This is a genomic window from Bacillus sp. COPE52 (genome assembly GCF_003355115.1).
GTDB lineage: Bacteria > Bacillota > Bacilli > Bacillales > Bacillaceae_G > Bacillus_A > Bacillus_A toyonensis.
Window position 1 is genome coordinate 324,618 of record NZ_CP031292.1, and the last position, 13,992, is coordinate 338,609.

Sequence of the window (13,992 nt, forward strand, 5' to 3'; positions counted from 1 at the left end):
CATGACTGTTCTATATGAAGGAACATTAAAACAAAACGAACAACCATTTCACGTTACACTACTATCAAGAAAGCACATCGAACAAATTTTATCATTACAAAACATTATAGTTGAAGCGTTGGAAGATAAAAGTCGTTTACAACCACTCTCACAAGAAGAATTTCAATATATTCTAGAAGGAAACGGCATGATGATCGGTGCTTTTATTAAAAACAAACTCATCGCATTTCGCGCTCTACTCGTCCCTCCTATCGACGATGAACATTTAGGGCTTGATATTGGTTTGCCAGAAAGTGAACTACACCGCGTCATCTATCAAGAAATCTCAAACGTTCATCCGAACTGTCGAGGAAATGGGATGCAAAAAATATTAGCAAACGTCATCATGGACGAATTACAAAAAGAAGATAGCAAATATGATTATGTATGCTGCACTGTTGCTCCTTTTAACATTCCGAGCTTGAAGGATAAGTTTGCGCAAGCGATGGAGATTGCTGCGCTGAAGGAGAAGTATGGTGGTAGTCTGCGGTATGTTTTTGTGAAGAAATTGCGCGGAGATAAAGAAAGAGATTGGACAGATGTTCAAAGTATTCTAATGAGTGATGCTAATGGACAGCAGGCTTTGCTTTCGGAGGGGTATCGTGGGTATGAAATGGAGAAAATGGATGGGGATTTTGTTGTGATGTTTGGACGCTAATCTATATACTCGAAAAGAGGAGATGTCTGCTGTGACATCTCCTTTTACTTTCTCTTCATTGAACATATCGATTGCAACTCCAAATATATCAGCGATTTTCAAAATATATCGGCGCAACTCTAAATATATCAGCGATTTTCGAAATATATCGACTTACCGACAAAGATTGACAATAATTGCAACCTATACAAAGCGCAACATTAGACCGTCATTTTCCAACTAGATAAGGCTAACCAATTCTCCATTTCTTTATAATCAGGCATTATCTTCCCGACAAGACGCCAAAAAGAGCGATCATGATTTAAATGAACCATATGACACATTTCATGAACGACTACATAGTCAATTACTCGCTGTGGTGCCATTGCTAGCTTCCAATTGAATGTTAGTTGTAAATTCGAATCGCAAGTACCCCAAGTACGACTACTATCTGTAATACGAATAGAACGTGGTTTTGTCTTAAAGTTACTTTGATGCACTTTAATGCTCTTCTCTACTAAAGTTTTACACTGCTTATAATAAAATCGTTTTAAAGCTTGCTGTATTTTCTCATCCTTTAGCTCTTTTACATAAATATGTAACTTATCCCCTTCAAAAATCGCATTGTCTTGCTCAATGCTTGCATCTTGGGAAATCTGTATCGGATACGTATTCCCTAGATACAAAAAGCCTTCTCCTTGATCGTAATCCTTTTCCTGTGGTCCACGCGCTCGCTCCGCCATTTCCTTACGAGTTGTCTGAATCCAATTCCACTTTTCCTCTAGCAACTGGACTAAGTATTCAACAGGTGTCCCTTTCGGAGCCTGCACTTCCACATTTCCGTACGAATCCACAAAAAGACGCACGGACTTTTTCTTCTTATAAGTTATATGAAAATTAATTGTCTCACCTAAATATGTATGTACCATTTCATCACCTAGCATAGTATTTTTACAAATAAAAAAGAGTAGGATACGAACGTCCTACTCTACCTATTATATCATTTACTGCTTTAACGAACTCATTATCCTCTATACTTTACACCTAATCCCTTAATGAAATTCCTTGCGTATCTATCGCCGCACTCTTTGTAATTTTTATGACCTTTTTTTCTTAATAGAGCGCCTAACTCTCCTTTTGTTACCGTAACGCCTACGCTATCTAATATATCAAGTACATCCTCACTCGTTAAAGATAGTGCGATTTTCATTTTCTTTAGAAGAAGGTTATTGGTACTCTCCTTGCTCTGTACAGGTGCAGGCTGCCCTGGTTTCGGATCTTGCTTTCCTCTTTTTAAAGTAATAAATCCATTTAAAAATGCCTCTAACATCATCATATCGCATGTTTTTACGTACTCATCTTCAGCTACCTCATCATTTTCAGCTTCATGCTGAGGAGCTCTCTTTATTTTTGTAAGCATATCAACTACGTCTTCTTTCGTTACTTCCATCCCGCCAAGTTTAAAGATTTCCACCATATCTATATCTCTTATGTCTAAAGCGTATCGTACTCTTTTTAATATATCGTTGTTGCTCATTGCCATTGGGTTTCCTCCTGAAATGTTGATTATAGTAATGCTTTTAGCATGTGTAAATTAATGTCGTTAAGTTACTACTTTAACATTTTAGGGGGAGGTTTTGTAGTCTTGGGTGGATTAATGCTTTTGGGGATGATTTTAAAACAGCAACATATGTTGTTTAGGCACTTGGTATTATCCATTTATACCCAATTAAATTATTTAATTGGGTATAAAAATGCTGAACGAAATTTCGGACATGAGGACCCAATGCTAACAGAATATACATATGGAGAGTCAGGAGCTAATACCGAAAAGCTCCTAAAAGTACAGAAGGGAGATTCACTATTAATTAACACACTTGAAAATGGACTAACCTAATATCGGTTAGTCCATTTCTTTTTCTACAACTCTAATTTAGCGGGCAACTCAAACATGAATGCTACACAAAACTCATGTGAAATATATTGATTATGTTTACTTAGTCTTTACTTAAATAAGACTATTTTTCATTATTATCATAATTAAATTTAACAAAAAAGGTAGTGCCTTCCGATCCTGTTTGAATTTCTATTTTTGCATTATGACGGGCAGCAATGGCATAACATATACCTAGCCCCAATCCAGTTCCATTATCTTTGGTCGTGTAAAATGGAGTACCGAGTTTCTCTAATACTTCAGGTCTGATACCTTTTCCTTGATCACGCACTGCAAGCACCACACAATTTTGACCTTCCTTGTAGGTACTGATGGTTAGAACTTGCCCTGTGCTCATCGCTTCTAAGCCATTACGGTATAGGTTTATTAATAATTGCCGTATCTCATTACGATTTAAAAGTAATTCCGGAATGTCATTTGTATCGACTTGAATATATTTATTTTGATTATGCGTATCAATCTTTATTAAAGGAATCGTATCATGAATAATTAAATTTAAATCTAACATCTGCAAATCCGATTTCTTTGTATTACCCATTGAGAGAAATTCAGTAATAATAGAATTGGAGCGATCAAGTTCTTCTATCATTAAATCAAAGTAATTATTATGTTTCTCATAGATGTTCTCTTCTTTTAATAATTGCAAAAATCCTCGTACTGTTGTCATTGGATTTCTAATCTCATGGCTAATACCTGCTGCCATTTTCCCTATTAAATCTATGTTTGATAACCTTTTCAATTCCTGCTCATATTGCTTTTTTTCCGTTATGTTTTTAAAAATACAACAAATACCATCATCATACGGGTATGCACTAACTTCGTACCAATATTCATCAGATATAGAAAGAAATTCGAAATGAACTGTAGTTCGCTCTGACATTGCACGATGAAATTCCTTATACATAACTGTGTCGACGCTACTCGGAAAAACCTCCCGTATATTCTTGCCTAATACATCTTTTGCTGTTTTTCTTTGTGGAAAATATTGATGCTTATTTACGTACGTAAATTCCCATTTATTATTCAAAGTAAAGAATCCATCCGTAATACTTTCGATCACACTTGTAACTTTTTCATTAGCAGCAGCTAGTTCTCTCGTTCGCTCTTCCACCATGCTTTCAAGTTGATCCATATATAACAAGTTTGAAAACGTAGGAGCTGTGGCATCAACGATAGATTTTGCCAATTGAATTTGGGAATTATCGTAATTATAAGATTTTCCCTCTTTACCAACGACAATTACCCCTAATACTTCTCCTATTGAAACCAATGGGATCATCAAAAGACCCTTACTATCTATATTTTTTGTTTGAATAACCTCTTGGATCTTGGCGTCATAGCTTTTTTCCATCCAATCCACTTCTGTCCAATTACAGTCCTTACTTAACTTCGTTGTTTTAATCGTTTTTTTGTCTAACGGGTCAAAAAGGTGGGCAGCCACGTTTTTACTCTCTAAAATCTGTCCTAAGTAAAAAAAACATTTATCAAAACTCTCCTGTATCGAGGAACACATTGATAAATCACGGGTAACATTTAGTAACAACTGCTTCTCGGCAATAAGGTTTTCCTTTTGTGTTAAATTATTTGCGTTTTGAATTGCGACCGCAGCCATATTTACATAAGCTTCAACACTTTGAATTTCTGAATCTGTTAAGTTCATTGGAGTTCCATAATCAAATAAAAAAACCAGACCAAATAACTCTTGCCCGAATGAGATAGGCAAGGCTAATAAGGACTTAATTTTGAACGCATCAACTGGTCTAGGATCCGGCCGATGATCCTTTGAGGTATCAGGAATATAGATCGTTTTTTTGGTTTCAATAACTTCTTTTGCCAGTAAGTCTATTTCAGGATCAATTACTTGCGTATCGAGCGTTACACCATTTATGGTCTCTGGTTTTCCTGCAAACCCTCTAAATGTTCCATCTTCCTGGGGTAAATAAATTCCAACAGCATTGCACCTAACAATCTCCTCTGATATCGCCATTGTTACACGCTGCAATACTTCACGTAGTTCTAATTTTGTATTTATTATTTTTGTTATATTCGCGAGCCTAGAATATCTCGCCTGATCACTTAACATTCACATGGCCTCCAATTATAGGCATAATAAAATAAGCATGATAATATCAGTGAAAATCAAGATCAACCTGCCATTTCCGATTTTCTCCTGTATTCTTTTCTTCCCCCTGTTTTACATAGAATACCTCAATTACTTATGATACAGCTCACCTTAATTAAACTGAAACAAACGCTCATAAAATCGATACACCCCAGCAGCTCTAACTTTCAAAAGTTACACTGTTTCACTATCTCCAGCCGTGTTAACACTAACCTCAAACTTATCAAGCAACGCACGCACCTCATCAGTCGATTTCGTGCTCATCAATTGATTTCTTAGTTCCGCAGCTCCAGGGAATCCTTTTACATAAATTTTGAAGAAGCGATGAAGTCCCGTGATTGAGCGTGGCAGTACTTCTGCATATTGATCTTGTAAATCAAGCTGTAGTCTTAAAAGATCTAAGTGTTCTTTACTGCTATGCTCTCTTGGCTCTTTTTCGAAAGCAAACGGATTTTTAAAAATACCTCGCCCGATCATAACGCCATCAATACCATATTTTTCAGCAAGTTCCATTCCAGTTTGACGGTCAGGAATGTCTCCATTGATTGTTATTAACGTATTTGGTGCAATGCGGTCACGTAATTTTTTAATTTCCGGAATTAGTTCCCAGTGCGCATCTACTTGGCTCATTTCTTCTCTTGTACGTAAATGAATAGAAAGGTTTGCAATATCTTGTTTAAAAATATGCGTTAACCAATCTTCCCACTCACTTAACTCTTTAAAGCCAAGTCGCGTTTTTACGCTGACAGGTAATCCGCCCGCTTTTGCTGCTTGAATTAATTCTGCTGCAACGTCTGGACGTAGAATAAGGCCGCTACCTTTTCCTCTCGATGCTACATTCGGTACTGGGCATCCCATATTAATATCGATACCTTTAAATCCTAACTCTGCCATACCTATACTCATTTGACGAAAATATTCAGGATTATCTCCCCAAATATGTGCTACCATTGGTTGTTCATCTTCTGTAAAAATTAAACGGCCACGTACACTTTTCATACCTTCTTGATGGCAATAGCTATCCGAGTTTGTAAACTCTGTGAAGAATACATCCGGTCGGCCAGCTTCACTTACTACGTGACGGAAAACGACGTCTGTCACATCTTCCATTGGTGCAAGTACGAAAAATGGTCGTGGTAATTCACGCCAAAAATTATCTATCATTTCAAATTCAAATCCTCTCATTATGAATGCAATTTCAAACTCTCAATTTATAATTTGTGAAAATCAGCAATATTTATTTTAACTAAAATCGCTTATGAATGGTATTTTTGTAAACCAAAAAGCAGATGGTATAGATTTTTCCTATATCAACTGCTTTTCTATTATACCAACTTAAGCCAAGCCACACACTCCACATGAGTCGTATGCGGGAACATATCAACAGGCTGTACTTCCTGTGTTTTATATCCGCCTTCTTCTAGTACTTTTAAGTCGCGTGCTAATGTTGCTGGGTTACATGATACGTATACGACGCGCTTTGGTTTCATGTCGATGATTGTGTTTAATAGCGCTTCGTCACAACCTTTACGCGGTGGGTCTACGACCATTGTGTCGGCGATTACGCCTTCTTTGTACCATTTTGGAATGACTACTTCTGCTTCTCCTACGCCAAATTCAGCGTTTGTCATGTTGTTTAGTGCTGCGTTACGGTTTGCGTCTTCGATTGCTTCTGGGACGATTTCAACGCCGTACACTTTTTTCGCTTTTTGCGCTAGGAATAAAGAGATTGATCCGATTCCGCAATATGCATCAATTACTGTTTCGTTACCATCTAACTTTGCGTATTCTAACGTTTTATCGTATAGCACTTTCGTTTGTTCTGGGTTTACTTGATAGAATGAACGTGCTGAAATCGCGAATTTAATGTCACCGATAAAGTCATAAATATATTCTGATCCGTACAGTACTGTCGTTTTATCACCGAAAATAACGTTTGTTCGTTTCGTATTTACGTTTTGAACGATTGATTTTACTTCTGGGAATTTCGCTGCAATTTCTTCAATGATTGCTTTTTTGTTTGGTAATTCTGCTGTACGTGTAATGAAGACAAGCATAATTTCCCCTGTTACTTGTCCGTAGCGAGCCATTACGTGGCGTAGTGTTCCTTTGTTACGCTCTTCATTGTATGCCGAGATACCATGTTTCTCACAAATACGTTTCACTTCTTGAATTAATGCATCGTTTTCTTCTGCCTGAATTAAGCATGATTCCATATTAATGATGTCATGCGTTCCTTGACGATAGAATCCAGCTACAAGTCCGCCTTCACGTTCCCCAATCGGTACTTGTGCTTTATTACGGTATACCCATGGGTTTTTCATGCCAAGTACAGGATGAACAGGGATATCGCTTAACCCACCGATACGCTGCATAACGTCACGTACTTGTTTTTCTTTCGCTTGTAATTGTCCTTCATATGTTAAGTGCTGAAGCTGACAACCGCCGCACTGGTTGTATACTGGGCATTCTGCATCTTTACGATACGGGCTCTCTGTATGAAGTTTTATCAAACGACCAAACGCGAAGTTTTTCTTCACTTTAATAATTTTAATTTGTGCTTCTTCACCTGGTAGTCCGTTTTTAACGAAAATAGGATAACCCTTTACTTTCGCAACACCGGCACCATCGTGTGTTAAATCTTCAAATACTACATCTATAAACTCGTTTTTTTCAACTGGTGGCGTCATTTTTGTACTCATTTTCCGACCTCTCTTTTTCATAACACTGCGTTACATTTTATCATACTTATATGGTCTATTTCTATTGGAAGAAAAAAAGCTATTGACGATAGTTCTCTAGTAATGTTACGCTACTACTAATTTAATACGGACGATGTTACCTCATATATACTCGATAATATGGATCGAGAGTTTCTACCCGGCAACCTTAAATTGCTGGACTATGGGGAAAACTAATGAATATTAGCCTATGCGCAAAAAAGGACTCATATTGATTAGCTTTCTCTCATAGATGAAAGTGAATCCATATGGGTCTTTTTTTATTTTTACTTTTCTAAAAGGTCAGACATCTTACGTATGACATAAAACCTCTTTGTTTTATTTTTAGTAATATAACGAGCGTTTTATGTACAAACTTTATACGAACTTCTGAAAGGGGCAACTACATGCAATATGTAATGAGCATTATTGGTATTCTTGTCGTTTTAGGTTTATGTTTTGCTTTGTCAAACAACAAAAGTAAAATCAACTTCCGCGCAATTGCAATTATGATTGGTTTCCAAATTTTAATCGGTTGGTTTATGTTTGCTACAAAGGTTGGTCAACAAATCATTATTTTCATTAGTAAAGTTTTCAACAAACTAATTAAACTTGGTACGACAGGTGTCGATTTTCTCTTTAATGGGATTCAAAGAGATTTTGTCTTTTTCTTAAATGTATTATTAATTATCGTATTTTTCTCAGCACTACTTTCAATCTTTAGTTATTTAGGTGTTTTACCATTTATCGTTCGCGTTGTCGGCGGTGCAATTTCAAAAATTACTGGTTTACCACGCGTTGAATCATTCCACGCAGTAAATTCTGTATTCTTCGGTTCAAGTGAAGCGTTAATCGTTATTAAAAATGATTTACAGCATTTTAACAAAAACCGTATGTTTATTATTTGTTGTTCTGCGATGAGCTCCGTTTCTGCTTCTGTTACAGCATCATACGTAATGATGTTAGATGCGAAATATGTACTAGCTGCTCTTCCGCTAAACTTATTCTCAAGCTTAATCGTTTGTTCGTTATTAACACCAGTTGATACGAAAAAAGAAGACGAAGTGATTCAAAAATTTGATAGAACTCTATTTGGAGACAGTTTTATTGGCGCAATGATTAACGGTGCGCTTGACGGTTTAAAAGTAGCTGGGATCGTTGCTGCATTAATGATTGCTTTCATCGGTGTTATGGAAGTTGTAAACTACGTAATTAGCGCAGCTTCAGGTGCAATGGGACATGCTATTACGTTACAACAAATCTTCGGTTATATACTTGCTCCATTCGCATTCTTAATGGGTATTCCAACTCAAGATATTATCCCAGCTGGTGGTATTATGGGTACGAAGATTGTATTAAACGAGTTTGTAGCAATCCTTGATTTAAAAGAAACAGTTACAACATTAGCTCCACGTACAGTTGGAATCGTTACAGTATTCTTAATTAGCTTCGCAAGTATTAGCCAAATTGGTGCAATTGTTGGTACAATCCGTGCCCTTTCTGAAAAACAAGGAAGCGTCGTATCTAAATTTGGTTGGAAAATGCTATTTGCGTCAACACTTGCTTCTATTTTATCTGCGACAATCGCTGGATTGTTTATCTAATAAAAAACTCCACCTTACTTCTATTTTTCTAAATGAAGTTTGAGTGGAGTTTTTTACTATCTTCTATATGTAAACTACTCCAAAAAAACGTAAGACTCCTTTCCGAATTATTCCAAAAATGTATTCCCCTATATATTCTATGATGATATGATGGACAAGGGTATAAGTGACTATAATTAAAACACAATAGAAGGATGATAGAATGAAAAAATATACATATATCGCTTTACTTTCCTCTGCTATTCTCGTAGGTTGTAACACTAGTAATGCTAGTGATAAACAAATAAAAGAAACAACAGCGGAACAAGCAGTTGAACCAAAAAAAGCACAAGCAAAAACAGTAGAAATCCCTTTAACGCAAGGGGCTATCACATGGGATTCGTATGAATATAACGCACAAAACACCACGCTTTATACAAAAAACTTAAGAGATTCATTTAAACAAGTACGTTACAATATTTGGCGTACTGCCGATGGACCTGAAAGCAAACAAACTTTTACTTCACAAGAAAAAGATCGTGATTTTGCCCTCCCACTTCATTTAAAAACATTTCATTTAAAACGTGGAGAATTTCAAATTGAAACAGTAGGGATTAAAGAAGATAATACGGAAACAAATCTAGTAACATCTAAAATTACATTCCAGCAACATGTACCATTTTTGATGTATCATGCGATTGAAAAATACCCTGGACCAGGTGATGGTGATTACGGCTTATACGTACCGCCTGAACAATTCGAAAAACATATGCAATATTTAAAAGATAACGGTTATACGATGCTTACATTTGAACGTTGGAATGATATAAACCGTGTTAATAAACCTATTTTTATAACAATGGATGATGGTCGAAAAAATAATATGAATGCTCTTCATGTTTTACAAAAATTAAAAGATGATACATTCCAACCTGCAGCAACTGAATTTCTTACTTCAAATGAGATAGACAAACCGAACCGTCTATCAACAGATGATATAAAACAAATGATAGATTCAGGTATTTTTTCTATTCAATCTCATACTGCAAATCATACAATGATGGCTCATTCAGGTAATTATGATGAGGAATTACGCGGTTCTAAAGAAAAAATCGAAACTCTTACCGGTAAAAAGATCATCGCTCTCGCCTACCCAGTAGGCTCTTATAATGACGCCGCTGTCGAAGAAACAAAAAAACATTATGAGTTCGCAGTAACTACTGATCACGGCAATCACATTACAAAAGGTACCCCAAACGAGCAACTCTTAATTAAACGCCATTTTGTAGGACCTGATATGTCCATGGAAAAATTCGCATCTCTTATAAAGTAAACCATAAGATATTTTAAATCTTACTAAAAAACGAAAGAAGAGATCTGTTTACAGTCACTAACCTATCCCCCATCTAAAAATGATACGATAAACAAGGGTAATTCCCCACCGCTCTTACAGCGGTGGGGATTTTAAATATAAGTAATGCAACATACTACACAATAGAAGGTGATTTTATGAGAAAATACGCAGCAATTGCTTTATGTACGTCTGCTATTCTAGCAGGATGTAATACTAGCACTGTAAGTCCAGAACCTAAAAAAGAGAAAAAGGTTCAAGAAGTTAAAAAACAAGAGGAGACTGTGCAAGAACAAGGTAAAATTTCTTATAATCCGATTACACACGATTCTACAAACACAAGTATCCATATTACAGAAATAAAAGATTCTCTAACCGAAGTACAATATAAAATTTGGCGCACTGCGGATGGAAAGGAACATGCTAAATCTTTTTCTTCTAAAGAAAAGGAGAAACAATTTACACTTCCATTTGACATAAAAGAATTTGAAGGAAAACGCGGTGAGTTCCAAATTGAAGCAACAGGAGTCAAGGAAGATGGAAAAATCATCTCACTCACAAAATCTGCTATTACTTTCGAGCAAAAGGTTCCCGTTCTTATGTACCATGCAATCGATGATTATCATGGACAAGGCATTAAAGATTTATTCGTATCACCTGCTAACTTTGAAGGCCAAATGAAATATTTAAAAGATAACGGTTATACATTATTAACGTTTGAACGCTGGGGCAATATTAATAAAGTCAACAAACCAATTTTTGTTACATTTGACGATGGTATGAAAAATAATATGAATGCATTTCATATTTTGCAAAAACTAAAAGACGATACTTTCAAGCCGACAGCAACAGAATATATGATTGTTGATAATGTCGATGTTGAAGGCTCTCTCTCTACAAATGAAATAAAGGAAATTGTTGATTCCGGTATTTTCTCAGTGCAGTCTCATACAGCAACACATGCTGATTTACCGAAGATTACAAACTACGAAGAAGAATTAAAAGGATCGAAAGAAAAGCTAGAAAAAATAACAGGTAAGCCCGTTATCGCAATTGCTTATCCATTTGGCCATGTAGATGATAAAGTCATTACAGAAACGAAGAAATATTATCAATTTGCGACGACAACAAAGCCTGGAAAGTTCATTACGAAAGGTGAACCGGATGAGTTGCTAAAAATGAAACGTGTTCGTATACACCATACAACTACAGTTGAACAGTTTGCTTCTTCCATTAAATAAATGTGAGAGCTCAATACATTTTGAGCTCTCTTTTTACTTTATATTTATATATATTTTTAGAATTTTCTTGTATTATATATAGTAAGAAATCTTTCAAACTAAAGGAGATTATACATATGTCATTTGAACAAACGTTAGAGAAGTATGCTGCCCTTGCAGTTAATGTTGGTGTTAATATTCAACCCGGACAAACTTTATCAATTAGCGCACCTCTTGAAGCTGTACAATTCGTACGCCTCGTTACAGAAAAAGCATATAAATCTGGTGCAAAACACGTATATGTTGATTGGAATGATGAGACGTTAACACGCTTAAAGTTCGATCTAGCTCCTGAAGAAGCATTCGCTGAATTCCCTTCTTGGAAAGCACATGCTCGTGAAGAATTAGCAAAAGAAGGCGCTGCATTTATGTCTATCTATGCAGAAAACCCTGATTTATTAAAAGGTGTAGAAGCAACACGTATCGCAACAGCTCATAAAGTAGCTGGTGAAGCGATGAAAGTATACCGTGATTACGTACAAGCCGATAAAGTAAGTTGGTGTGTAATTTCTGTTCCTACGAAAGAATGGGCTGCGAAAGTATTCCCTGACGTAGCGCCAGATGAACAAGAAGCAAAGTTATGGGATGCTATTTTCAAAGCTACTCGTGCTGATTTAGAAAATCCTGTAGAAGCATGGAAAGAACATGATGAAACATTACATACAAAAGTGGATTACTTAAACGAAAAGCATTATAAAGCTCTTCACTATACAGGTCCTGGAACAGATTTAACAATCGAACTTCCAGAAAAACATGTATGGGCTGGTGCTGGTAGCTTAAATGAAAAGAACGTACCATTTATGGCTAATATTCCAACTGAAGAAGTATTTACAATGCCACTTAAAACAGGTGTAAACGGCCAAGTTTCTAGTACAAAACCGTTAGTATTTGCAGGTAATATTATCGATAATTTCACGTTAACATTTGAAAACGGACGTATTGTAGACTATAAAGCTGAAGCTGGTGAAGAAGCTTTAAAACATTTAGTAGAAACAGATGAAGGTTCTCACTTCTTAGGAGAAGTAGCTTTAGTACCTCATGACTCACCAATTTCAAACACAAATGTTTTATTCTACAATACACTATTTGACGAAAATGCATCTTGCCACCTTGCAATCGGAAATGCTTATGCATTTAACTTAGTTGGCGGAAAAACAATGTCTAAAGAAGAACTTGCTGAAAACGGAGCAAACGCTAGTATCACACACAACGACTTCATGATTGGATCAGCTGAGCTTGATATTGACGGTATTACAGCTGATGGCAGACATGAGCCTATCTTCCGTAAAGGTAACTGGGCGTTTTAAATTAATTACCATAAAGAAACACATTGGATAATCCAATGTGTTTTTTATTTATTTGGTTTCAATTCAAATTTTATCGTTCTATTTTCACGCGTAAACTCCGGTCTATACGTAGCGATATACGTATTTTCTTTCGCTACGTCAAATAGCATGATATCTTGAATTTTTTCATCTGGTGCTAATTTTTTACTAATAAAGCTATCAGGGTTATTATATTCTTTAAATCTTGTACCTTTCTTATCGGTAATCTCAAATTCATAAAATGCAAAAGGTATTTCCTTTTTACCATTATTTTCCACTTTGAAAATAATCCCCAAAATCTCTTCTTTCTTTTTATCCTCATCATAATCCGGATATCCTAATTTAACTGAATCGATAGTTACTTGCAAACCATCTACGTCTACTGTCTCCCCTATTTTATACACTTTATCTTGAACATCTTCTTGTTTACTTTCATTACTATCTTTAGTCTCAGTGCAAGCACTTAAACTAAAAGCTATGCCAAAAATTAAAACAATTTGACTCACCTTTTTTAACATACTCTTTCCTCCACATAAGACAATATTTCATATGTATCATAACAAAACGCTTTACTCTTTCTTGTCATATTTTGTCGTATTAATTGCTAACTGCACAAATAGAAAAAAGCTATCTTCTACAAAAGATAGCTTTCATGATGCCGATGAAACCTTAAGACCAATGACACCCAAAACAATAAAGAGAATACAAAATGCTTGAAATAAACTAATATGCTCTTTAAAAAAGTACACACTAATGATTGTAATAAGTAACGTTCCAACGCCAGACCAAATGGCATAAGCAATACTTAAATGAATCTTTTTAACGACGATAGCAAAGATACTGAAACAAATACCATAACAAACGAAAATAAGTACACTTGGAACAAGCTTTGTTAAGCCATTCGATAATTTCATCGCAATCGTTCCAGCTACTTCAAAAATAATTGTAACAAGTAATAATAGCCAATATATCATACTGGAA

Annotated in this window: 13 protein-coding genes and 1 riboswitch; of the genes, 6 read left to right on the forward strand and 7 right to left on the reverse strand. The window is 35.7% G+C overall.

The window, feature by feature from the left end; translation table 11 throughout:
* The first annotated feature begins 1 nt into the window (after position 1).
* Complete coding sequence (locus DPQ31_RS01765) at positions 2 to 697, forward strand: GNAT family N-acetyltransferase (RefSeq protein ID WP_208731489.1); 696 nt, start codon at positions 2 to 4, stop codon at positions 695 to 697.
* A gap of 200 nt (positions 698 to 897) precedes the next feature.
* Here DPQ31_RS01765 and DPQ31_RS01770 read toward each other — a convergent pair whose 3' ends face one another.
* Positions 898 to 1,605 carry a M48 family metallopeptidase gene (locus DPQ31_RS01770; protein WP_087969149.1) on the reverse strand — a complete coding sequence of 236 codons (708 nt, stop codon included), beginning with the start codon at positions 1,603 to 1,605 and terminating at the stop codon, positions 898 to 900.
* 95 nt (positions 1,606 to 1,700) lie between these two features.
* Positions 1,701 to 2,219, reverse strand: a complete 519-nt coding sequence (locus DPQ31_RS01775; RefSeq protein WP_208731490.1) for a YehS family protein — start codon at positions 2,217 to 2,219, stop codon at positions 1,701 to 1,703.
* Positions 2,220 to 2,321: 102 nt separating this feature from the next.
* Here DPQ31_RS01775 and DPQ31_RS01780 point away from each other — a divergent pair, with 102 nt between their 5' ends.
* Positions 2,322 to 2,573 (forward strand): hypothetical protein, encoded by a 252-nt coding sequence (locus tag DPQ31_RS01780; RefSeq protein WP_223268705.1) that lies wholly within the window; start codon positions 2,322 to 2,324, stop codon positions 2,571 to 2,573.
* Positions 2,574 to 2,694: 121 nt separating this feature from the next.
* On the opposite strand, the gene DPQ31_RS01785 is transcribed toward DPQ31_RS01780, so the two are convergent.
* From DPQ31_RS01785 to rlmD, 3 genes are all read right to left on the reverse strand, one after another.
* On the reverse strand, positions 2,695 to 4,713 hold the full coding sequence (locus tag DPQ31_RS01785; protein WP_208731491.1) for a GAF domain-containing sensor histidine kinase: 2,019 nt from the start codon (positions 4,711 to 4,713) through the stop codon (positions 2,695 to 2,697).
* A 213-nt stretch (positions 4,714 to 4,926) separates the two neighbouring features.
* Positions 4,927 to 5,916, reverse strand: a complete 990-nt coding sequence (locus DPQ31_RS01790; protein ID WP_208731492.1) for a tRNA dihydrouridine synthase — start codon at positions 5,914 to 5,916, stop codon at positions 4,927 to 4,929.
* 161 nt (positions 5,917 to 6,077) lie between these two features.
* Positions 6,078 to 7,454, reverse strand: coding sequence for a 23S rRNA (uracil(1939)-C(5))-methyltransferase RlmD (gene rlmD, locus DPQ31_RS01795; protein WP_097959757.1), 1,377 nt, complete (start codon positions 7,452 to 7,454; stop codon positions 6,078 to 6,080).
* Between the two features lie 121 nt (positions 7,455 to 7,575).
* Positions 7,576 to 7,677: riboswitch (purine riboswitch) on the forward strand.
* Between the two features lie 202 nt (positions 7,678 to 7,879).
* On the opposite strand from rlmD, the gene DPQ31_RS01800 reads away from it, so the two are divergent.
* The 4 genes from DPQ31_RS01800 (at position 7,880) to DPQ31_RS01815 (ending at position 12,993) form a co-directional block, all read left to right on the forward strand.
* Complete coding sequence (locus DPQ31_RS01800) at positions 7,880 to 9,076, forward strand: NupC/NupG family nucleoside CNT transporter (protein ID WP_001200495.1); 1,197 nt, start codon at positions 7,880 to 7,882, stop codon at positions 9,074 to 9,076.
* A 202-nt stretch (positions 9,077 to 9,278) separates the two neighbouring features.
* A complete protein-coding gene (locus DPQ31_RS01805) occupies positions 9,279 to 10,388 on the forward strand; it encodes a polysaccharide deacetylase family protein (protein ID WP_097959758.1) in 1,110 nt (369 codons plus the stop codon).
* Between the two features lie 176 nt (positions 10,389 to 10,564).
* On the forward strand, positions 10,565 to 11,647 hold the full coding sequence (locus DPQ31_RS01810; RefSeq protein ID WP_208731493.1) for a polysaccharide deacetylase family protein: 1,083 nt from the start codon (positions 10,565 to 10,567) through the stop codon (positions 11,645 to 11,647).
* A gap of 116 nt (positions 11,648 to 11,763) precedes the next feature.
* The gene (locus DPQ31_RS01815) at positions 11,764 to 12,993 is read left to right on the forward strand and encodes an aminopeptidase (protein WP_000007350.1); all 1,230 of its coding nucleotides are present in this window, start codon (positions 11,764 to 11,766) and stop codon (positions 12,991 to 12,993) included.
* 44 nt (positions 12,994 to 13,037) lie between these two features.
* Here DPQ31_RS01815 and DPQ31_RS01820 read toward each other — a convergent pair whose 3' ends face one another.
* Together DPQ31_RS01820 and DPQ31_RS01825 are read right to left on the reverse strand one after the other, a co-directional pair.
* A complete protein-coding gene (locus DPQ31_RS01820; RefSeq protein ID WP_208731494.1) occupies positions 13,038 to 13,529 on the reverse strand; it encodes a DUF4352 domain-containing protein in 492 nt (163 codons plus the stop codon).
* A gap of 132 nt (positions 13,530 to 13,661) precedes the next feature.
* The gene (locus tag DPQ31_RS01825; protein WP_000641001.1) at positions 13,662 to 13,985 is read right to left on the reverse strand and encodes a DMT family transporter; all 324 of its coding nucleotides are present in this window, start codon (positions 13,983 to 13,985) and stop codon (positions 13,662 to 13,664) included.
* Positions 13,986 to 13,992 lie beyond the last annotated feature (7 nt).